Raw genomic sequence first — 18,836 nt, 5'->3', positions numbered from 1 at the left:
TCTCATGAAAAAAATTATCATCTGTATTGTACTTTTATCCTGTCTTGTCTTTCCATTTATCGGCTGGAAACTCTACGCCTACCAACACAATAAAATTCAATTAGTTGAAAATGCTGATTTTTACTTGATTTATCCAGGTAAGGTCGAAGCTTTTCAGCTAAATAGTCAAGAACCAGAGCTTATTCATACACAGAAAATGAATTCAGAAGGCTATTTTGGTTCTGGTAAAAATTACATCCTCGAAGATCGCTATCTGGTCTTTGGCAATGACCATCAGAAATTTATCCATGATAATCTCATTTCCATTGACTTTCAGGATGGGACTGTTTTGCGTAAGCCTAGCAAACATAGTACCTCGATCAGTGGCACAGATGGGCAATCTTTCTATACAGCAGGAGCCTATCATATGCTTGCGCAATTTGATAAGCAATTTGAAGCCATTCAAACGCTTGTCCTCAATGATGACTTCATCCTACATGCCCCAGTCTATGTGGATGATACTTCTGTATATTTGACAGGGGTGGTTAGAGAATTGAACCAAGACGGGACAGAAGAAAATGTCTTGATTGTATTTGATAAGAAAGATTTTTCGAAACAAGAAATATTCAAGTACGACAATAGCATTGCAACAGGCGATGGACTGTTGGTCAATGGAACCATCTATCTCACTATTTTTGGCAAGAGAGCTCCAGAATACGAAGATGGGCAAGTTCCTAATGAACTCCTAACCTTCGATACAAAATCCAAATCATTTTCGTCCGTAACTTTAGAACACCCCTCACCAAGCACCCTCCATGCTCTCAAAGACCAGAATCTTCTCCTCATCGAGCATCAAAATGGCATGTTTAGCCCACTTTCCTTTACTATTTACAATACCCAAACTGGAGAGGAATCCTATCATACCTTGAAGGACTTGAATCCTCGTCCTCACTACATTGACCACATTCGTCAAATTAATGACCAATATTTGATGATGATTTTGGCAAACAAGCTCCTCATTTATGATATGAAGACTCAGAAAATTGTCAGCCAAACCACCTTGTCTGAAGACTATGTCTCAGCTGTCTGGATCAATCCATAAATAAAGAAACTCGGTTGCCCGAGTTTCTTTATTTATTCATCATCCTGTAAATCCACACTTGGTACTGTTGTTGCCGCATCTGTGCTGGCTTGGAAAAGCTCGACTTTTTCATAGCCAAATAGATTGGCATAGATGGAAGTCGGAAATCGCTTGATTTTTTTATTGTAGGCTGTTGCAACCGCATTATAATCCTTGCGGGCAACCAATATCCGATTTTCAGTCCCTTCCAGCTCGGTAATCAAATCAGATACCTGTTGGTTGGCTGTCAGTTGTGGATAATTTTCTGCCACCATCAGCAAGCGATAAACAGCCGAATCCAGCTGACTTTGAGCCTGATTGTAGTCACTAGTTCCAACTTGACTAGAACCGATTTTCGCACGCGCATCCGCAATAGCAGTGAAAATCTCTTCCTCATGCTCCATAGCCCCCTTGACCGCCGCAACTACATTTGGAATCAGGTCATATCTGCGTTGGAGCTGGGTGTCCACATTGGCCTGGGCATTTTCCACTTCCGCATGGCTATCGACCAGCCCATTGTATTGACCGACTGCCCCCATTCCTAAAAATAGCAGAGCGAGGATTGGGATTAGTATGGCTAACCATTTCTTTTTCATAGACTTTCCTTTCTTTTCTTACCAACCAGATGAGGCTCCGCCACCGCCACCACCGCCGCCAGACCAGCCACCTCCACCATAGGATGATGAAGAATGGGAAGAATGATTGTTGTGGTAATGATGGCGGTCATCTACCAGCATCCAGAGCAGATTGCCTGGACCTCCGCCACCACGGCTGGATTTATCAATAATCATAAAGATAATGACAACGAGAATAACAATCATAAACCATACAAAGCTGTCACTTTCTGCACTGGTCTTCTCTTCCATGGCAGCCAGCTGTTCTTGGCCCAGACTTGTTCCGTAGAAGCGGTCTCCGATGGATTGGACAATATAGGTCACTCCGCCATCATAATCTTCCTGACGGAAAAACTCCCTAGAACTTTCCAGAATATCCTTGGCTTCCACATCTGTCAACACCGTCGCTGCATTGTCAGAGGTTTCTATCCGAAACTCCCTGTCGGCTACGGCAATCACCAAGAGAATGCCATTGTCTGTCCCAGCAAAGCCAACTTGCCAGTCACGGAAGGTTGCGTTGGCCAGACTTTCAATATCAGTAGAAAGACTTTCCGTCACATAGACCCCAACCTGTAACTGCTGTTCACTTGCTGCCCAGGTCTGATTGAGCTGGTCAATGTTGGCAATTGTTTCACTGGAAAGAAGCTGGGTTTCATCAACCACCGTCGTATCAATTGGACGGGCCGGAATTCCCTCAGCTCCTACCAGACTAGCCTGACCTAGACTGAACAATAAAAGCAAGAAACTTAATAAATAGAACAGATACTTTTTCATACGGCACCTCCTCTGAAGGTAGAAACAGTTTCTTTATATTATTGTATCATTTTTACCTTATTTTTCAAGTATTTGCATAAGTATATTTTGTAAATTTGGAATGATTTCCGATTGAAACCAGGGATTCTTTGCCTGCCAGATATTGTTTCTAGGTGACGGATGGGGTAAAGGAAAATATGTGGGAAGGTAATCATCTGCATGTTTCACTCTCTCCGTCAGGTTCCTTTGGGATTTTTCCAAATAATAAGTTTGAGCATAATTGCCTACCAATATGGTCAGCTCAAGCTCTGGCAGTTGGTCCAGAATAAGCGGGTGCCATTTGGGCGCAAAATCCTTGCGAGGCGGCAAATCCCCAGACTTCCCTTTTCCTGGATAATAGAAATCCATAGGAAGAATAGCAAAATGACCCGATTCATAAAAAGTCTGTCGATCCACGCCCAACCATTTCCGCAGATTCTCTCCACTGGCATCATCAAAGAGGCGACCTTTTTCTTGTGTTTTTAATCCCGGTGCCTGTCCAATAATGAGAATTTTTGCGGTCGAAGGGGCTTGGAAAAGGGGAGCTATTCCCTTATTCGTAAAGTCTCGGTTAGCAACATCCTCAATGATGGCTTGACGAATATCAGCAAGTTCCATGTTGTCCTACTTTCTTGACCATGGTCACATCTTCTTCTAAGGATCGGAAACCGCATTTTTTGTAGAAAGAATAGGCTGAAAGGTTGCGTTCGGTTTGCAGAAATATATGAACAATTTTTCTATCAGCTAACTGCTTCTCCATATCAGCTAATAAACTAGCACCATGTCCTTGCCCTTGGTAATCACGGGAAATGCAGAACTCTTCAATTCGATACTCTGTTCCCTCATACCAATAGCGAATGTAACCAAGTGACAGCCCTATCAATTTTTCCTGGTCAAACAAGCCAAAACAGAGTGCTCTTGGATGTGCCAGTAAATCGCCTATGTAGCGGTCTAATTGTTCCTCATCTGACCAATCATCATTCCAAGGTTCTTGGCTGAAGACAGACAAGAAGAGCTGTTTAACCATTTCCATGTCTGAAAAACAAAGTTCTTTCAGTTTCATATTTCCTCCTAAAAAGGGAGTGGGAAAGAACTCGACTAGTTAAAAAAGAGTTCGTCTTCCCACCCCCGCACAGTTGATTAGGTCAGATTTGGAGTGTTGAGCACGAACAAATCTGCCAATCAACCACTGCGCTGAGATGTTGACACGAACTCTGAAAAGTGGTGCTAGGCTTTTTGCCCAGCCTCTCATGTATTACTTAATGAGTTCATAGATAGCTTCTGCGTAAATGGCAGCTGCGCGGTAGAGTTGCTCAACTTCGATAAATTCGTTGGCTTGGTGCATGGTGTTGACATCGCCTGGGAACATGGCTCCGTAGGCAACACCTCGTTTGAGCAAGCGTCCAAATGTTCCTCCACCGATTACTTGTTCGTGACCTTTCAAGCCTGTGTGTTTTTCATAAACAGACAGGAGGGTTGCGACCATTGGGTCATCGATTGGGCAATAGTGTGGGGTATGGCCATGCTCAGACAGGCTAACAGCTTCCACGCCCAGTTTTTCCAAACCAGCCTTGATGGTTTCAGGGTTGGTATTTTTTGGATAACGGAAGTTGAGGGCAATGGTGTTGTCTGATGAGACTTCATCAAACTTAAAGACGCCTGCGTTCATAGAAAGAGCTCCCATTTGCTCATCGTAGATGGCTACGCCGAGTTTTTGGGCATCGTGGTCTTCCAGAAGGACTTGTCCTGCCAAGTCAAGATAGGTTTTAGCTGCTCCGTCAAAGGCGAATTGGCTGAGGAATTTTGCCAAATAGGTTGCTCCGTTGACACCTTCTTCTGGGGTTGAACCGTGGGCTGATTTTCCGATGACGGTGACTTGAACTTTACCGTTTTCAAGGGTTTCCGCGTCAGCTTTTAGGCCATAGGCTGCTGTGAAATCTGCCAACTTGCTGTTCAGGTCTGCTAGGTCCCCAGAGATAATAGCTGTCGCAGATTCAGGCACCATGTTCTCACGCAGGCCGCCTGTGAAGGAATGCAGTTTAGCAGCTCCGCTATTTTCCCCTGCAAAATGCAAGTAAGCTGTGATATTGCCCTTTTCTCCGTTGATAATCGGAAACTCTGCATCTGGAGAGAATCCGAAATCTGGCAATGGTAGACCGACGTGCTCGAAGTAGTAATCCATGTCCGCCCAGCCTGACTCTTCGTCAGTACCGACGATGAATCGGACTTTTTTAGAGGTCGGAAGGCCCAACTCCTTGATGATTTTCAAGCCGTAGTAGCAAGCCATGGTCGGTCCCTTGTCGTCAGAGGATCCGCGGGCAAAGAGCTTGCCGTCAATGATTTGCGGCTCGTAAGGGTCGGTGTTCCAACCGCTTCCTGCTGGCACCACGTCCAAGTGACCAAAGATGCCGAGGACTTCATCGCCCTCGCCAAATTCAAAGTGACCTGCGTAGTTGTCAACGTTCTTGGTTGGATAGCCATCACGCTGAGCAATTTCCAGGAACTTGTCCAAGGCACGCACTGGTCCAGGTCCAAATGGGTGCTGGGCATCTGCCTGGCTGTCGTCACGCTCAGAATTGATGCGTAAGAGGTCAAAGAGGTCCGCTAGAAACTCGTTCTTACGTTTGTCAAACTCTGCTCTAAAATCTACTGTCATATGTTCTCCTTTTCAGTATCAAAGTAAGTCTATTTTATCACAAAATGAAAGAGATTTCAGAAGTAAAGCTAAGAAAAAAGTTGGTCTCCCAACTTCTTTCTATTTTTTCCAGGCAGAGCGTTCTGCTACAACTGTAAACAAAACATCGGTTGATGAATTGAGGGCTGTTTCACAAGAATCTTGAATCACGCCGACCACAAATCCGACTCCAACTACTTGCATGGCGATTTCATTTGGAATACCAAATAGGCTACATGCTACTGGAATGAGGAGAAGCGAACCTCCTGCTACACCTGATGCACCTGCAGCTGATAGAGATGCGACAACAGATAAAAGAAGAGCCGAGCTGAAATCAACACTGATGCCAAGTGTATGAACAGCTGCCATTGTTAAAATATTAATCGTAATAGCCGCGCCAGCCATATTAATTGTGGCACCGAGCGGAATGGATACTGAGTATGTATCTGGATCCACTCCTAAACGTTTGCAGAGCTGCATATTGACAGGAATATTAGCTGCTGAACTTCTTGTAAAAAATGCCGTAACCCCACTAACTCGAAGACATTCAAATACCAGCGGGTAAGGATTTTTCTTCATAACAAGAAAGGCAATCAATGGATTGACAACAAGCGCGACAAAAATCATGCTTCCAACCAAGAGTAAGAGTAGTAAACCATAGTCTTTTAAAGCTGTCAGACCATTATTTGCAATGGTATCGAAAACCAAGCCCATGATACCAAATGGTGCCAGACCAATAATCCAGCCTACAACTTTAGAAGTCACTTCCGCCGCAGATTGCAATAAATCTTTGGTTGTCTTGCTTGCATGACGAAAGGCAAGACCAAAAATAGCTGCCCATGTCAAAACACCAATATAATTAGCCGTTGCAAGAGCATTGATTGGATTGTCAACGACCTTCAACAAGAGGGCTTGGAATACTTCAGCAATCCCTTGTGGAGGAGTAATGTCCGTAGTCGTTGTAGTAGAAAGAACCAGTTTAATAGGGAATAAATAGCTTGCTCCTACAGCAATGAAGGCCGCCGCAAAAGTACCAAATAGATACAAGCAGATAACTGTCCTCATATTCGATTTTTGACCAGCAGGAGCTTGTGATAGAGCATGTGCAACTAGTGTCAGAACCAAAAGAGGGGCTATAGCTTTCAATGCTCCTACAAATAGACTACCAAAGAGAGCAATGACCGCTATTTTTGGAGCAATTAAGCCTAGTAACACTCCCAAAACAACACCAATTCCGATTTTTCGGATTAAATTCATTTTTTTCCATACAGATATTATTTTATTCACTCATTTACCTCCAAACAAACATTTTTCCATATTAGCAGAAAAACGAGGCTTGGTCAATAGAATAAAAAATGAGTATCAGGTAGTGAAAATTTGAAAAGCATGCAATAACATTTTCGTCTTTACAAACTGAACCAAACAGCTACCTTTCGATAGCTTGTTTCTTAAGTCAATTCATTAAAATCCCATACATCGTCCACCCAGCCTTCATAGAAATCAGGCTCGTGGCAGACCATGAGGATAGAGCCCTTATAGGCTTGAAGGGCACGTTTGAGTTCATCCTTGGCATCCACATCCAAGTGGTTGGTCGGCTCGTCAAGAACTAGGACATTGTTTTCACGGTTCATAAGCAAACAAAAGCGAACTTTGGCCTGCTCACCACCTGAAAGAACTTGAATCTGGCTTTCGATATGTTTGGACGTCAGACCACAACGAGCCAAGGCAGCTCGTACTTCAGCCTGGTTAAGGGCTGGAAAGGCATCCCAAACAGCTTCCAGCGGGGTCTGACGATTGCCTCCAGCTACTTCTTGCTCGAAATAGCCTAGTTCCAAATACTCCCCACGCTCCACAGAACCACCCAGCGGTGGAATAATCCCCAGCAAACTTTTAAGAAGAGTGGATTTCCCGATACCGTTGGCACCGACAATGGCAATCTTCTGGTTGCGTTCAAAGGTCAGATTGAGCGGTTTACGTGTCAATACACGGTCATAACCAATTTCCAAATCAGTCGTTTGGAAGATAAAGCGACTTGGAGTTCGAGCCATTTTGAAATCAAATGATGGCTTTGGTTTCTCTGCTTGAAGCTCAATAATCTCCATCTTGTCCAATTTCTTCTGACGAGACATGGCCATGTTTCGAGTTGCAACACGGGCCTTATTGCGGTTAACGAAGTCCTGCAAGTCTGCGATTTCCTTCTGCTGGCGCTCATAGGCCGCCTCCAACTGTGCCCGCTTCATAGCGTGTACTTCTTGGAATTGGTAGTAATTGCCTGTGTAGCGAGTCAAAAGCTGATTTTCCACATGGTAGACAATGTTAATCACATCATTCAAGAAAGGAATGTCATGCGAAATCAAGACAAAGGCATTTTCATAGTTCTGCAAGTAGCGTTTGAGCCAGTCAATATGCTCTGCATCCAAGTAGTTGGTCGGCTCATCCAGAAGCAGGATATCAGGCTTCTCCAAGAGCAATTTTGCAAGAAGAACCTTAGTCCGTTGACCACCTGATAACTCCGTCACATCCTTGTCCATGCCATATTCCATGACACCAAGTGCACGCGCTACTTCGTCAATCTTGGCATCAAGTGTATAGAAATCACGGCTTTCCAGACGGTCTTGCAGCTCACCAACCTCTTCCATGAGGGCATCCATATCGGCACCCTCTTCTGCCATAGACATGTAAATGTCATTGATACGAGCTTCTGTCTTGAAGAGTTCATCGAAGGCTGTCCGAAAGACATCACGGACTGATTGACCCTTTTCTAATTTAGCATGCTGATCTAAATAACCTGCCGTTACATAACGTGACCATTCAACCTTACCTTCATCTGGCTGCAATTGACCTGTCACGATAGACATGAAGGTCGATTTCCCTTCACCATTGGCACCGACAAGTCCGATATGCTCCCCTTTCAAGAGACGGAAGGAGACATTCTCAAAAATTGCACGGTCACCAAAACCATGACTTAAATTCTTTACTTCTAAAATACTCATATTTTCCTCACAAAAGAGGCTGGAAATCCTTCCAGTCTCTGTCTTTTTCTTAATCTAAACCAATCTCTGCACGAACCACATCTGCAATGGTGTCCACATAGTAATCGACTTCCGCATCCGTTGGTGCTTCTGCCATGACTCGCAAGAGGGGCTCAGTACCACTTGGGCGAACCAAGATACGACCGTTGCCAGCCATTTCTGCTTCCATTTTTTCAATGATAGCTGCAATAGCAGGCACTTCCATTGCCTTGTCCTTCATGCTGTTTTCCACACGAATATTGACCAATTTTTGTGGGTAAATGGTCACTTCTGCTGCCAATTCTGACAACTTCTTACCAGTTTCTTTCATGATTTTGGTCAATTGCACAGCGGTCAACTGGCCGTCGCCTGTGGTGTTATAATCCATCAGAATCACATGTCCTGACTGCTCACCACCGACATTGTAGCCTTCCTTGCGCATTTCTTCAACCACATAACGGTCACCAACTGCGGTCACGGCTTTTTCAATGCCTTCACGATCCAAAGCCTTATGGAAACCAAGGTTGGACATAACTGTGGTCACAATTGTATTTTTGGCCAATAGACCTCGATCAGCAAGGTATTTACCAACGATGTACATGATACGGTCACCGTCTACCAAATCACCATTTTCATCGACAGCAATCAAGCGGTCACTGTCACCATCAAAGGCAAGTCCAATTTGACTACCTGTTTCCTTGACCAGTTCTTGCAATTTTTCAGGATGAGTTGAACCAACACCCTCATTGATATTCAAACCGTCTGGCTTTTCAGCCATTACTGTCAAATTTGCTCCCAAATCTACAAAAATTTGACGTGCAGATGTTGCTGCAGCACCATTAGCTGTATCAAGTGCAACTTTCATCCCGTCCAAATCTGTACCAGTTGACACCAAGAATTGCTGGTACTTACGTAGACCTTCTGGATAATCTACCACATCGCCCAAGCCTTGTGCAGATGGGCGTGGCAATGTGTCTTCCTCAGCGTCAAGAAGAGCCTCAATTTCCGATTCCAATGTATCATCCAATTTGAAACCATCACCAGCAAAGAATTTGATACCGTTATCTTGGGCAGGGTTGTGGCTGGCTGAAATCATAACACCGGCACTAGCTTTTTCTGTTTTCACCAAGTGAGCTACACCTGGAGTTGCAAGGACACCTAGTTTATAGACGTGGATTCCAGCTGATAAAAGTCCAGCAACCAAGGCAGCTTCCAACATCTGACCTGAGATACGGGTGTCACGTGCTACAAAGACACGGGGAACATCTGTTTCATGCTGACTGAGGACGTAGCCTCCGAAACGGCCTAGTTTGAAGGCCAACTCTGGTGTTAATTCAACGTTTGCTTCTCCACGAACACCGTCTGTTCCAAAATATTTACCCATTTTCATAACCTCTTATTTTGTTTTTGTAAGTATAATTTGCATATTTGCTTCCGTCTGAGACAGTACAACTGGCAAGACATTGCCGTCGCTATCTACAGCCTGTAATTTAGCTGTACCACTATAATTCTCAGACAGATTGCTCACATCCACCGCAACAGCTTCGACCCGATCAATCTTAGCCAGTGTTTCTTCATCCGTTGTCACTTTAACGGTATCTACGTTGACTGAAACCTTAGACAGACTGTAACCTTCTGCCAATTGATTACTATAGACTCGACCTGCTACTGGGAATGCCTTGCTAACTTTTTTACCAATCTTAACGGTAATCGCATCTGGTGCTAGTGTCGCACTCACTCCTGCTGGTAAATTAGTCAATTGTAGCTTGACAGTCTGTGTCCCATCACTCAACTCTCTCAAATCCGCAGTCACTTGAAACGTCCGAGTTGACTCATCGGTTTCTCTCTGTAGGAGAACACGATTAGAGCCCCTTAATTCAACTGCTACTGTCGAAGAAAATCCGGAAATAAAATACTTGTTTGTATCATATTCAATCTCAATCGGTACATTGCTCAGTGTGTGAACATAGGTTTCTGACTCCGTGTTCTGTGCAGCTGTTTCTGAATTTTTATAGTTGGTGGTTGTTGCATAGAAAAAGAGCAACAATGCTAGAAAAATAGATAAGGCTAAGTGACCTACAGCTTTAAACTTATCGTTCATGTTTGCCACCTCCTAATCGCTTCCAGATGGACTTCTTCTCTACATTTTCAGAAATAAAAGTCGCTCGCAACTCTGCTTCAAACTCATCCAAAGTCAAATCATGTTTAAATATCCCGTTTCGTGCAATAGAGATACTGCCAGTTTCTTCAGAAACAATAAATACAAACGCATCAGATACCTCCGATAAGCCAATGGCTGCACGATGTCGTGTTCCAAATTCCTTTGAAATTCCTGCGCTCTCTGACAGGGGCAAATAAGCACAAGCAACAGCTACCTTGTCTTCCTTGACAATTACAGCCCCATCATGTAGCGGTGTATTCGGGATGAAAATATTTATTAACAATTCCTGAGATATATCCGCATTGAGTGGAATCCCTGTTGCTCTATATTCTTGCAATGTTTGGGCTTGTTCTACTGCCACAAGTGCACCAATTTTACGCGGAGACATATAAGCAACCGATTTGAGAAAAGCAACAATTAACTTTTCTTCTGCACTCACTGTATTTGTCCCAAAAATCTGAGTTGTCCTACCGAGTTTTTCCAGCATTGCACGCAACTCTGGTGCAAAAATAACTACTGCTGCAATAACCCCATACGTGATTACTTGATTAATCAGCCAAGCAATCGTCTGCAGGCCGAATAAACTCGCTATAATCTGGACAATAATGAAGAGAAAAACCCCTCGAATCAATGTCATAATTTTAGTACCTGCAATAGACTTACTAAAATTATAAATCAAATAAACAACTATACTAATATCAATTAGGTGCAACAATGCGGTCCAAGGACTGGCTATCAAACTCGACCAATACCCTGTATCCAGTAACTGGTTTAGGTTTAACATATCATTCTCATACTTTCTAACTCATACATAGTAATGTACCCATTATACCATATTTTCCCCTTTTCTTTAGAAAATAGTGACCTTCCTGTTAAAAATAGTACAGATTTACTGCAGGAATATATCACGTTCCAACACACTCCATTCTAGAAAATCAGTGACCTTTATGATAAAATAGTCCCATGAAAATAAATACAGCATTGGGTATCCTTGCAGGAAAAAGCTCCCAGTTTATTCTGAAAAAACTTGGACGTGGTACTACCCTACCTGGAAAAATTGCCCTCAAATTCGATAAACATATTTTAGATAGTTTGGCTAAAGATTATGAAGTCGTTGTTATTACTGGAACTAATGGCAAGACGTTGACAACCGCATTAACAGTTGGAATTCTCCAGGAAGCATTTGGAGAAATCACAACCAACACAAGTGGTGCCAATATGATGACAGGGATTACGGCAACCTTTTTATCTGCCAAGAAAAACAAAAACGGCAAGAAGATTGCCGTCTTGGAGATTGACGAAGCAAGTCTTGCCCGCGTGACCGACTTTATCAAGCCTAGCTTGATCGTCTTTACCAATATCTTCCGTGACCAGATGGATCGCTACGGTGAGATTTATACCACCTACCAGATGATTTTGGACGGAGCTGCAAAAGCTCCGCAGGCAACTATTTTGGCCAATGGTGATAGTCCACTTTTCAATTCAACGAAAGTCGTCAATCCAGTGAAGTACTATGGTTTTGCGACAGAGGAGCATCAGCCTCGTCTAGCTCATTACAATACCGAGGGGGTTCTCTGTCCGCATTGCCACCAGATTATCCAGTATAAGCTCAATACCTACGCCAACTTGGGTAGCTACATCTGTACCAACTGTGGCTTTAACCGACCTGAGCTGGACTACAAGTTGACAGACTTGAAAGAAATCACCAATACTTCTTCCACCTTTGCCATTGACGGTCAGGATTACAAAATCAACATCGGTGGCCTCTACAACATCTACAATGCCCTAGCAGCTGTCAGCGTGGCAGAATTTTTCGGCGTATCTCCTGAAAAAATCAAGGCAGGATTTGACAAATCAAAGGCAGTCTTCGGTCGCCAAGAAACCTTTAAGTTGGGTGAGAAGGATTGTACATTGGTCTTGATTAAAAACCCTGTCGGTGCAACCCAGGCTATTGAAATGATGAAACTGGCTCCATACGATTTTAGCCTATCTGTTCTTCTCAATGCCAACTACGCTGATGGTATTGACACCAGCTGGATTTGGGACGCTGACTTTGAACAAATCACTCAAATGGACATTCCACAAGTCTTTGCAGGCGGTGTTCGTTCGTCTGAAATTGCCCGTCGCCTCCGTGTGACTGGCTATCCTGAGAACCAGATTACTGAAACACCAAAACTAGAAGACATCATGACCTTGATTGAGCAGTCGAGCAGTCAGCACGCCTATATCCTCGCAACCTATACGGCTATGCTCGAATTCCGTGACTTGCTGGCTCAACGCCAAGCCGTTGGAAAGGAGATGAAATAATGGTCTATACGTCATTAAAAAGTCCTGAAAAAGACTACACTTACAATCTCCACATCGCCCACCTCTACGGTGATTTGATGAATACCTACGGGGACAATGGCAATATCCTCATGCTCAAGTATGTGGCTGAAAAGCTGGGGGCACGTGTTCAGGTGGACATCGTTTCGCTGACTGATGATTTTGATAAAAATTTCTACGACATCGCCTTTTTCGGCGGTGGTCAAGACTACGAGCAGTCTATTTTAGCCAAGGATTTACCGACAAAAAAAGACAGCCTAGCAGACTTTATCGAAAACGATGGTGTCATGCTGGCCATCTGCGGTGGCTTCCAGTTGCTCGGTCAATACTACATCGAAGCAGGCGGTCGTAAGATTGACGGTCTAGGTATCATGGGCCACTACACCTTCAACCAAACCAATAACCGCTATATCGGTGACATCAAAATTCACAATGAGGAGTTCAACGAAACCTACTACGGTTTTGAAAATCACCAAGGTCGTACCTTCCTAGCTGACAACCAAAAACCGCTGGGCAAGGTCGTCTATGGAAATGGCAATAACAAGGAAGACGGCGGCGAAGGTCTGCACTACAAGAATACCTTCGGTAGCTACTTCCACGGACCCATCCTGTCCCGTAATGCCAACCTAGCCTACCGCTTGGTCACTACTGCCCTCCGTAAAAAATACGGACAAGACATCCAACTTGCCAGCTACGCTGACATCCTCAGCAAAGAAGTCGCTGAAGAATACGGCGATGTAAAAAGCAAGGCAGAATTTGATACTCAATGAAAATCAGAATCAGACTAGGCGACGCAGATGCAGATAGAACTGAAGTTCATCAAATCAAGTCAACAACGTCTGACTTTGATTTTCGAAGAGTATGAGAAATAAAGCAAAACCGCTTCTGATATCCAGAGGCGGTTTCATTTTTTATATAGTTCCTACCAAAAGCACTGCCTCAACCGTAATCTCCGTCAACTGACTCAAGTCCAGCTTGGACTGGTCCACTTGGAAAAAGAGAGGCGTCATGTCTGCCAAGACTTGAGCATGGGCGGCTGTAATCGGCAGGGTTCGGCTAACCAGCACCTGCTCCACCTGCCCCACGTAAGACCTGAAATGGTCCACGATATCCTGGTTATCATAGGACTCCTTACGGAGTTGGTCTTTGGCTAAATAGCGGAGCTCCTTGAGGTGATTGGGTCCTGGGACCAGCTTGAGAATAGCCCCACCAGTTTTCAGTACTCTGGCAAACTCCTGATAATTGGCTGGGGAAAAGATGTCCAAGATACCGTCAATTGACTTATCTTGTATAGGCAACTTGGTCAAGTCCCCGACAAACCATTTGACCGACTTGGTGCTGTCAGATCTAGCTGCTAGGAGTATGGAATCCTTGGAAATATCAAAAGCAAGAATGTCCAAGTCCATTTTCTCGGCTAACTTACGAGAATAAAAGCCCTCCCCACAGCCGATGTCCAAGACAGACTGCAAGCCCAGCTCTGCTATTTTCCCCTCCAAAGCCTCATAGAGATGATCGTAATAGCCCGCCTCTAAAAAGGCCTGGCGGTTTTCAAAGCTAGACTTGTGGTAGTTGGCGGACTGCTTGACCTGGGGTGCCAGATTGACGTAGCCCTGCTTGGCAATGTCGAAGGTGTGGCGGTTGGGGCAGCGGAGGCTGTTGAGGTCAAGACCAAGAGCCTGCCCACAATGTGGACAAGCGAAAAATTGGTCGCTATTGCTAAAACGTGGATGTTTGGTCATGTTAGGTATTTTCTTTTCTAAAGCGGTGCAGGGCTAGTCCTGATAGGAGCTCCTTGCTTACAGGTTCTAAACTCATCTTAGCCTAGCAATCAATATTTGCCAAGAAAGGCTGGCTTGCAATAGAACTTTTGACCGCAAGAGAATGTTGCAGCAGAGTTTTTTCATCGCAAGACCTGCTTGCAGGCTTGATTTATAAAGGTTTTAGGCTAGTGTCAACTTCCTGTCAACCTAGCCTATCTGCTCGGATAATGCTTCCCATTCTTCCATGAGGCTTTCTTGCTGGGCTGTCAGTTGGTCGATTTCTTTTTGGTAGTCGGTCAGCTGGCCGATGTCGTTGGTTTCTAGCATGGCTTGGTTAAACTCGCTCAGGCAGTTTTCGATGGTATCAATTTCTGCCTCGATTTGCTCGATGCGGCGGGCCAGTTTGCGTTGCTCTTTTTGGTTTTCCTTTTGGGCTTGATAGTCCATGGCTCCGGCTGATTGGCTGCTGCTTTCTAGCTGGTCAGGCTGGGCTTCTGCTTGCTGCTCTGCCTTTTTCTCCAAATAATAATCATAGTCGCCCAGGTAGAGCGTGGAGCCCGTTTCCGAGATTTCGAGGACCTTGGTGGCGACGCGGTTGATGAAATAGCGGTCGTGGCTGACAAAGAGCAGGGTTCCGTCAAAGTCGATGAGGGCATTTTCCAGGACCTCCTTGCTGTCGATGTCCAGGTGGTTGGTCGGCTCGTCGAGGATGAGGAAGTTGTTGTTTTCCATGGATAGCTTGGCGAGAAGCAGGCGAGCTTTTTCCCCACCAGATAGCATGGACACGGACTTTTTGACGTCATCGCCTGAAAAGAGGAAGGCTCCAAGGCGGTTGCGGATTTCCACTTCAGGTGTGGTCGGAAAGGCTGACCAGAGCTCCTCCAAGACCGTGTTGGATGGCGTCAGGGCCGACTGGGTCTGGTCGTAGTAGCCCACTTCCACATTGGCACCTAGCTTAGCTTCTCCTTTGATAAATGGCAGAGCTCCGATGATGGATTTGAGCAGGGTTGTTTTTCCGATTCCATTGGGACCGACAATGGCAATGGCATCGAGTTTGCGTTGGTCAATGGAAATGGGCTGAGAAAGTATTTCTCCATCGTAACCCACCGCAGCATTTTCCACTGTCAAGACGATATTGCCTGAAGTCTTGTCCGACCGGAAAGTCATGTTGGCAGACTTCTGACCAGTTGTTGGCTTATCCAGTCGCTCCATCTTCTCCAACTGCTTGCGTCTAGCCTGGGCACGCTTGGTGGTCGAAGCACGGACGATATTTTTCTGGACAAAGTCTTCTAGTTTGGCAATTTCCTTCTGCTGCTTTTCATAGTTTTGCAATTCGGTTTGCAACTTCTGCTCTTTGAGTTCGACAAACTGAGAATAATTGCCCACATAGCGATCCAAGGAATGCTTGGTCAAATCCAGTGTCAGTGTCGCCACCTTGTCCAAGAAATAGCGGTCATGGCTGACAATAATCAAGGCTCCCTTGTAGTGCACTAAGTAGTTTTCCAACCAGGCAATCGTGTCAATGTCCAGGTGGTTGGTCGGCTCATCCAGCACCAATAACTCTGGGCTTTCAAGAAGCATTTTTGCCAGAGCAAGTCGCGTGTTTTGACCTCCAGAAAGTTCGGAGATTTTCATGTCCCACATGGTCTGGTCAAACTTGAAACCGTTCAAAATGGCACGAATGTCTGCTTCATAGTTAAAACCACCTGCCAGACGAAATTCTTCCGACAGACTATCGTAGGTCGTCATGAGCTGGTCAAGCTCATTGCCAGACAGACTGCCCATTTGCTCTTCCATAGACCGCAGGCGTTTCTCCGTCATCCGCAGGTCGTCAAAGACATGGAGCATTTCATCGTAGATGGTATTTTCCGACTGGAATCGACTGTCCTGCGCTAGATAGGACAGGGACAAATCACGCTTGGTTGAAATGTCACCGCTGGTCGCAGCTTCTTCTCCGACAAGGATTTTGAGCAGGGTGGACTTGCCTGCCCCATTTTTTCCGACAAGGGCAATCCGATCTCGCTCATCCACTTGAATGTTGATATTGTTAAATAAAACTTCGCCCGCAAATGAGCGTTCAATCTTGTTTCCGCTTAGAATAATCATAGAATTATTGTACCATAATTTAAGGTACCCGTGTAAAATCCTTTTTCTGATTTCAACAAAAAAACAGCGACTTTACAGTCTCTGTTCTATTCAATAAAATTAAACCAAACCGTTGAGCATTTTTTTACCTAGCAGTGCAAATTATAGAACTCTACAGATTAGAAAATATGTTCTAGATTACTGGGTCGGATGGTCATAGTGCAGTACCTTATCCAAGATTGTTTCCAATACCTCTTAGTTAATGGAGTGAAGAAAAGTCAGTTTCATTTTTCCAATAAAAATTCTCATCAGGATATCGTTCCTGCTTCTCTTTTCAAAGCAATAAGATTGATGAACAGCCAATGAGACGATGGAGTATGACATAAAAAATCCTCCAGTTTTGTTTTTTATAACAGTATACTGGAGGAGGTAGTATAGTAAAATGAAACAAAAAACAGTACATTTTGTGATATAATGTATTTATGGCATATTCATTAGATTTTCGTAAAAAAGTTCTCGCATACTGTGAGAAAACCGGCAGTATTACTGAAGCATCTGTTGTTTTCGATATTTCACGCAACACCATCTATCAATGGCTAAAATTAATGGAGACTACTGGCGACCTTCATCACCAAGTTAAGGGAACCAAACCAAGAAAAATTGATAGAGAAAAATTAAAGAACTATCTTGAAGCTCATCCAGATGCTTTTTTGACTGAAATAGCTTCCGAATTCGACTGTCATCCAACAGCTATTCATTACGCTCTCAAAGCTATGGGATATACTCGAAAAAAAAGAGCTGTACCTACTATGAACAAGACCCTGAAAAAGTAGATCTGTTCCTTAAAGAGTTTAATAACTTAAGCCACCTGACACCTGTTTATATTGACGAGACTGGGTTTGAGACCTATTTTCATCGAGAATATGGTCGCTCTTTGAAAGGTCAGTTGATCACGGGGCAGGTCTCTGGAAGAAGATTCCAGCGGATATCTTTAGTCGCAGGTCTTATAAACGGTGAGATTATAGCCCCAATGACCTACAAAGAAACCATGACTAGTGACTTTTTCGAAGCTTGGTTTAAAACATTCTTACTCCCCACTTTAGATAGACCATCTGTTATCATTATGGACAATGCAAGGTTTCATAGGATGAGTAAGCTAAAAGAGTTATGCAAGGAGCAGGGTCATAGACTTTTACCTCTTCCTCCTTACTCCCCTGAGTACAATCCCATTGAGAAAACATGGGCTCAAATCAAAAAACACCTCAGAAAAGTATTGCCAAATTGCGATACTTTTCTTGAGGCACTTTTGTCCTGCTCTTGTTTCAATTAACTATAGTTAGATAAGTACCTTGTTATTAGACCGTTATACACTATCCAGAATAAGGGCTCAAGAGTAGAAAAAGGTTCCAAAGTCAATTTGACTATGGAACCTTTTCCACTATACTCCGTTATTGTAGGTTGCGATTAACTTTGCTACAACTCTATTACGGAGGAGAAAAATCTACTCCTCTTCGTCACGACGACGTTTAAGTATAAGAGCAAGTGTGCCTAATAGCATTGCTACTCCCGCCACACTTGTAACAGAGGTTGTTTCACCTGTTTTCGGTAAAACTCTCTTGTTCGTAGAAGATGTACTTGCAGATTCTGACGCACTTGTACTTGCGCTCGTTGAAGCGCTTGTGCTTGCGCTGGTTGACGCTGAAGTACTTGCGGATGTCGAAGCGGACGTGCTTGCTGATTCTGACGCTGAAGTACTTGCAGATGTCGAAGCACTTGTACTTGTACTTGTTGATGCTGACGTGCTTGCTGACGTCGAAGCGGACGTGCTTGCGGATTCTGACGCTGAAGTACTTGCAGATTCTGATGCACTTGTACTTGCTGACGTTGAAGCACTGGTACTTGCGCTAGTTGATGCTGATGTACTTGCCGAAGTTGAGGCACTGGTGCTTGCTGACTCGGACGCTGAGGTACTTGCCGAAGTTGAAGCGGACGTGCTTGCTGATTCTGACGCTGAAGTACTTGCTGACGTTGAAGCACTTGTGCTTGCGCTAGTTGATGCTGATGTACTTGCTGATGTTGAAGCACTTGTGCTTGCGCTAGTTGATGCAGACGTACTTGCACTTGTTGACGCGGACGTACTTGCCGAAGTTGAAGCACTTGTGCTGGCGCTAGTTGATGCTGACGTACTTGCTGAGGTCGAAGCGGACTCAGATGCTGATGTACTTGCAGATGTCGAAGCGGACGTGCTCGCGCTGGTTGATGCTGATGTGCTTGCTGACGTTGAAGCACTGGTACTTGCGCTAGTTGATGCTGAT

Annotated in this window: 18 protein-coding genes and 1 pseudogene; 6 read left to right on the top strand and 13 right to left on the bottom strand. The window is 44.4% G+C overall.

What is annotated here, in order from left to right; translation table 11 throughout:
• The first annotated feature begins 4 nt into the window (after positions 1–4).
• Complete coding sequence (locus tag SST111_RS09825; protein ID WP_099811053.1) at positions 5–1,081, top strand: hypothetical protein; 1,077 nt, start codon at positions 5–7, stop codon at positions 1,079–1,081.
• Between the two features lie 32 nt (positions 1,082–1,113).
• Here SST111_RS09825 and SST111_RS09820 read toward each other — a convergent pair whose 3' ends face one another.
• From SST111_RS09820 to cdaA, 10 genes are all read right to left on the bottom strand, one after another.
• On the bottom strand, positions 1,114–1,695 hold the full coding sequence (locus tag SST111_RS09820; RefSeq protein ID WP_099811050.1) for a LemA family protein: 582 nt from the start codon (positions 1,693–1,695) through the stop codon (positions 1,114–1,116).
• An 18-nt stretch (positions 1,696–1,713) separates the two neighbouring features.
• Positions 1,714–2,487, bottom strand: a complete 774-nt coding sequence (locus SST111_RS09815; protein ID WP_099811048.1) for a TPM domain-containing protein — start codon at positions 2,485–2,487, stop codon at positions 1,714–1,716.
• Between the two features lie 57 nt (positions 2,488–2,544).
• Entirely contained in the window at positions 2,545–3,123 is a 579-nt protein-coding gene (locus SST111_RS09810) for a uracil-DNA glycosylase family protein (RefSeq protein WP_099811046.1), read from the bottom strand.
• A complete protein-coding gene (locus SST111_RS09805) occupies positions 3,110–3,568 on the bottom strand; it encodes a GNAT family N-acetyltransferase (RefSeq protein WP_099811043.1) in 459 nt (152 codons plus the stop codon). The genes SST111_RS09810 and SST111_RS09805 overlap by 14 nt, the downstream gene beginning before the upstream one ends.
• A 192-nt stretch (positions 3,569–3,760) precedes the next feature.
• A complete protein-coding gene (gene pepV / locus SST111_RS09800) occupies positions 3,761–5,161 on the bottom strand; it encodes a dipeptidase PepV (protein ID WP_099811041.1) in 1,401 nt (466 codons plus the stop codon).
• Positions 5,162–5,260: 99 nt separating this feature from the next.
• Positions 5,261–6,466, bottom strand: coding sequence for a serine/threonine transporter SstT (sstT, locus tag SST111_RS09795; protein WP_099811039.1), 1,206 nt, complete (start codon positions 6,464–6,466; stop codon positions 5,261–5,263).
• A 161-nt stretch (positions 6,467–6,627) separates the two neighbouring features.
• A complete protein-coding gene (locus SST111_RS09790; RefSeq protein ID WP_099811037.1) occupies positions 6,628–8,172 on the bottom strand; it encodes an ABC-F family ATP-binding cassette domain-containing protein in 1,545 nt (514 codons plus the stop codon).
• A 49-nt stretch (positions 8,173–8,221) separates the two neighbouring features.
• Entirely contained in the window at positions 8,222–9,574 is a 1,353-nt protein-coding gene (gene glmM, locus SST111_RS09785) for a phosphoglucosamine mutase (RefSeq protein WP_099811035.1), read from the bottom strand.
• Positions 9,575–9,586: 12 nt separating this feature from the next.
• The gene (locus SST111_RS09780; protein ID WP_099811032.1) at positions 9,587–10,291 is read right to left on the bottom strand and encodes a CdaR family protein; all 705 of its coding nucleotides are present in this window, start codon (positions 10,289–10,291) and stop codon (positions 9,587–9,589) included.
• Positions 10,281–11,135, bottom strand: coding sequence for a diadenylate cyclase CdaA (gene cdaA, locus SST111_RS09775; RefSeq protein WP_002940536.1), 855 nt, complete (start codon positions 11,133–11,135; stop codon positions 10,281–10,283). The genes SST111_RS09780 and cdaA overlap by 11 nt, the downstream gene beginning before the upstream one ends.
• Positions 11,136–11,314: 179 nt before the next feature.
• Between cdaA and murT the strand changes: the two genes are divergently transcribed.
• Positions 11,315–12,658, top strand: coding sequence for a lipid II isoglutaminyl synthase subunit MurT (gene murT, locus SST111_RS09770; protein ID WP_099811030.1), 1,344 nt, complete (start codon positions 11,315–11,317; stop codon positions 12,656–12,658).
• The gene (gatD, locus tag SST111_RS09765; protein ID WP_099811028.1) at positions 12,658–13,446 is read left to right on the top strand and encodes a lipid II isoglutaminyl synthase subunit GatD; all 789 of its coding nucleotides are present in this window, start codon (positions 12,658–12,660) and stop codon (positions 13,444–13,446) included. Before murT ends, gatD begins: the two co-directional genes overlap by 1 nt.
• Positions 13,447–13,587: 141 nt before the next feature.
• On the opposite strand, the gene SST111_RS09755 is transcribed toward gatD, so the two are convergent.
• Together SST111_RS09755 and SST111_RS09750 are read right to left on the bottom strand one after the other, a co-directional pair.
• Positions 13,588–14,415, bottom strand: a complete 828-nt coding sequence (locus SST111_RS09755) for a putative RNA methyltransferase (protein WP_099811026.1) — start codon at positions 14,413–14,415, stop codon at positions 13,588–13,590.
• 228 nt (positions 14,416–14,643) lie between these two features.
• Positions 14,644–16,542 (bottom strand): ABC-F family ATP-binding cassette domain-containing protein, encoded by a 1,899-nt coding sequence (locus SST111_RS09750; RefSeq protein WP_099811024.1) that lies wholly within the window; start codon positions 16,540–16,542, stop codon positions 14,644–14,646.
• A 461-nt stretch (positions 16,543–17,003) separates the two neighbouring features.
• Here SST111_RS09750 and SST111_RS12655 point away from each other — a divergent pair, with 461 nt between their 5' ends.
• A complete protein-coding gene (locus tag SST111_RS12655; protein ID WP_373560742.1) occupies positions 17,004–17,354 on the top strand; it encodes an IS630 transposase-related protein in 351 nt (116 codons plus the stop codon).
• Complete coding sequence (locus tag SST111_RS09745; RefSeq protein WP_373560744.1) at positions 17,252–17,851, top strand: IS630 family transposase; 600 nt, start codon at positions 17,252–17,254, stop codon at positions 17,849–17,851. Before SST111_RS12655 ends, SST111_RS09745 begins: the two co-directional genes overlap by 103 nt.
• A gap of 171 nt (positions 17,852–18,022) precedes the next feature.
• On the opposite strand, the gene SST111_RS12650 is transcribed toward SST111_RS09745, so the two are convergent.
• Positions 18,023–18,094, bottom strand: coding sequence for a hypothetical protein (locus SST111_RS12650; protein ID WP_373560743.1), 72 nt, complete (start codon positions 18,092–18,094; stop codon positions 18,023–18,025).
• Here SST111_RS12650 and SST111_RS12480 point away from each other — a divergent pair.
• Positions 18,066–18,836, top strand: a pseudogene (locus tag SST111_RS12480) (MSCRAMM family adhesin SdrC); the annotation flags it as partial. The gene SST111_RS12650 and the pseudogene SST111_RS12480 overlap by 29 nt on opposite strands.

It is taken from the genome of Streptococcus suis YS161 (genome assembly GCF_002760245.1).
GTDB classification, from domain to species: Bacteria; Bacillota; Bacilli; order Lactobacillales; family Streptococcaceae; genus Streptococcus; species Streptococcus suis_I.
The sequence above is the reverse complement of the archived record's forward strand: the minus strand, read 5'-3'. Positions and strand labels throughout refer to the sequence as shown.

Excerpts from the sequence above, each read along its gene's own strand:
- SST111_RS09825 (WP_099811053.1), top strand. The coding sequence starts at position 5 with ATGAAAAAAATTATCATCTGTATTGTACTTTTATCCTGTCTTGTCTTT.
- SST111_RS09820 (WP_099811050.1), bottom strand. The coding sequence starts at position 1,695 with ATGAAAAAGAAATGGTTAGCCATACTAATCCCAATCCTCGCTCTGCTA.
- SST111_RS09815 (WP_099811048.1), bottom strand. The coding sequence starts at position 2,487 with ATGAAAAAGTATCTGTTCTATTTATTAAGTTTCTTGCTTTTATTGTTC.
- SST111_RS09810 (WP_099811046.1), bottom strand. The coding sequence starts at position 3,123 with ATGGAACTTGCTGATATTCGTCAAGCCATCATTGAGGATGTTGCTAAC.
- SST111_RS09805 (WP_099811043.1), bottom strand. The coding sequence starts at position 3,568 with ATGAAACTGAAAGAACTTTGTTTTTCAGACATGGAAATGGTTAAACAG.
- pepV (WP_099811041.1), bottom strand. The coding sequence starts at position 5,161 with ATGACAGTAGATTTTAGAGCAGAGTTTGACAAACGTAAGAACGAGTTT.
- SST111_RS09790 (WP_099811037.1), bottom strand. The coding sequence starts at position 8,172 with ATGAGTATTTTAGAAGTAAAGAATTTAAGTCATGGTTTTGGTGACCGT.
- glmM (WP_099811035.1), bottom strand. The coding sequence starts at position 9,574 with ATGGGTAAATATTTTGGAACAGACGGTGTTCGTGGAGAAGCAAACGTT.
- SST111_RS09780 (WP_099811032.1), bottom strand. The coding sequence starts at position 10,291 with ATGAACGATAAGTTTAAAGCTGTAGGTCACTTAGCCTTATCTATTTTT.
- cdaA (WP_002940536.1), bottom strand. The coding sequence starts at position 11,135 with ATGTTAAACCTAAACCAGTTACTGGATACAGGGTATTGGTCGAGTTTG.
- murT (WP_099811030.1), top strand. The coding sequence starts at position 11,315 with ATGAAAATAAATACAGCATTGGGTATCCTTGCAGGAAAAAGCTCCCAG.
- gatD (WP_099811028.1), top strand. The coding sequence starts at position 12,658 with ATGGTCTATACGTCATTAAAAAGTCCTGAAAAAGACTACACTTACAAT.
- SST111_RS09755 (WP_099811026.1), bottom strand. The coding sequence starts at position 14,415 with ATGACCAAACATCCACGTTTTAGCAATAGCGACCAATTTTTCGCTTGT.
- SST111_RS09750 (WP_099811024.1), bottom strand. The coding sequence starts at position 16,542 with ATGATTATTCTAAGCGGAAACAAGATTGAACGCTCATTTGCGGGCGAA.
- SST111_RS12655 (WP_373560742.1), top strand. The coding sequence starts at position 17,004 with ATGGCATATTCATTAGATTTTCGTAAAAAAGTTCTCGCATACTGTGAG.